The 1,466-nt window shown below is 58.2% G+C and carries 2 protein-coding genes; both read right to left on the bottom strand.

Annotated elements, in window-relative coordinates:
- Positions 1-366: 366 nt before the first annotated feature.
- Positions 367-615 carry a type II toxin-antitoxin system RelE/ParE family toxin gene (locus X742_RS01000000171180; RefSeq protein ID WP_245275665.1) on the bottom strand — a complete coding sequence of 83 codons (249 nt, stop codon included), beginning with the start codon at positions 613-615 and terminating at the stop codon, positions 367-369.
- 66 nt (positions 616-681) lie between these two features.
- Positions 682-948 (bottom strand): type II toxin-antitoxin system ParD family antitoxin, encoded by a 267-nt coding sequence (locus tag X742_RS140460; protein ID WP_023783530.1) that lies wholly within the window; start codon positions 946-948, stop codon positions 682-684.
- Positions 949-1,466 lie beyond the last annotated feature (518 nt).

The raw sequence follows: 1,466 nt of genomic DNA, 5'->3' as shown, positions 1-1,466 counted from the left end.
GTGTCGTGGCCCGCTTCGCTTTTGGCTCCGGGGCCGTCCGAGTGTCGCTTACGCGGCTCTCTTGAATTTCGCCGAGGGCAGACCTAGAAGCAAACTTCTTCGTCGCCAGCGGCGCACCGCCCTCGTTCGTGAGGCGTATATAGTCGCCGCCAACCAAAACTGTCAACACCGTTCCCAAATGTTTTTTCGATTTCTCGTGGAGATATCCACGGGGCTGATATTCATGAGTTGGCTTGGTTGAAATTGCGAGTGGCGTTCAGCTGCCGATCGCTCCCGCCGAGGCTCGCCGCGCCTCGGCACCGGGTGCGTATGATCGGCCTGAGAACCGCAGGGGAATGTCGGCCGCCACGCAGCCTGATCCCTGCTTCAGAGCCTGTCTTCCAGCAATTCCGGGGTGATGTTCCGGCCAGCGTAAAAGATGCCCAGGATCAGCACCCGTTCGACGTCGACCGCAAAAGCAATGCTGACCGCGCGCCGATAACCAACAATCCGCAGCCCAGGCACGATTTCGACCCGCTCTGTGCCGCGCTGTGGAAAAGTCGACAGGGCCAGGCAATGGTCGCGAATGCCCGTAACAAAATTCCACGCAACCACCGGCGACGCACGTTCGGCTATGTCGTCCTAGAGCTGTCCGAGCTCGGCTTCCGCCTTGGGATGGAAGACAATCCTATACTCCATCCGCTATTTCACTCTCGCCTGCTTCGCGCGATGACGCACTTCCAGCCGTGAGAAAACCGTCTCGGCGGGAATTCCCTTCGCCGGGTCCTGCCGAAGCTCGGTCAGGCGCGCCGGGATTTCCTCGCGCAGCCATTTCTCCCGCTCCGCCTCGAAATCCTCGAGCATTCGCAGGCCGGCGCGGACAACCTCGCTGGCATTGTTATAGCGACCTGATTCGAGCTGTTTCCGGATGAAGCTCTCATAGTGGTCGTTCAGAGCGTAGTTGGGCACGGCAACCTCCCGGAAATAACGCAGTCGCACAAAGAGATATAACAATAGATGCTATCTATTGCCACCTTCGACCGATTCGGGCGTACTTTGACTGCCCTTGATTCGGAGTCTCCCACAGACCGGGCTTGATTCGCTCGCTTCGGCAACGGCCGATATATCGCCTCGACCTCCTATGCCGCCGGCGCCGTCGAGAATAGACCTCGCCATCGATAGCTGCAGCAATCTGCTCTCGTCATCCAGGAGATACGACGGACGCCGAAGCNCTGATTCGAGCTGTTTCCGGATGAAGCTCTCATAGTGGTCGTTCAGAGCGTAGTTGGGCACGGCAACCTCCTGGAAATAACGCAGTCGCACAAGAGATATAACAATAGATGCTATCTATTGCCACCTTCGATCGATTCGGGCGTACTCTGACTGCCTTTGATTCGGAGTCTCCCACAGACTGGGCTTGATTCGCTCGCTTCGGCAACGGCCGATATATCGCCTCGACCTCCTATGCCGCCGGCGCCGTCGAGAAT

This window comes from Mesorhizobium sp. LNHC229A00 (assembly GCF_000502415.1).
GTDB lineage: Bacteria > Pseudomonadota > Alphaproteobacteria > Rhizobiales > Rhizobiaceae > Mesorhizobium.
The sequence above is the reverse complement of the archived record's forward strand: the minus strand, read 5'-3'. Positions and strand labels throughout refer to the sequence as shown.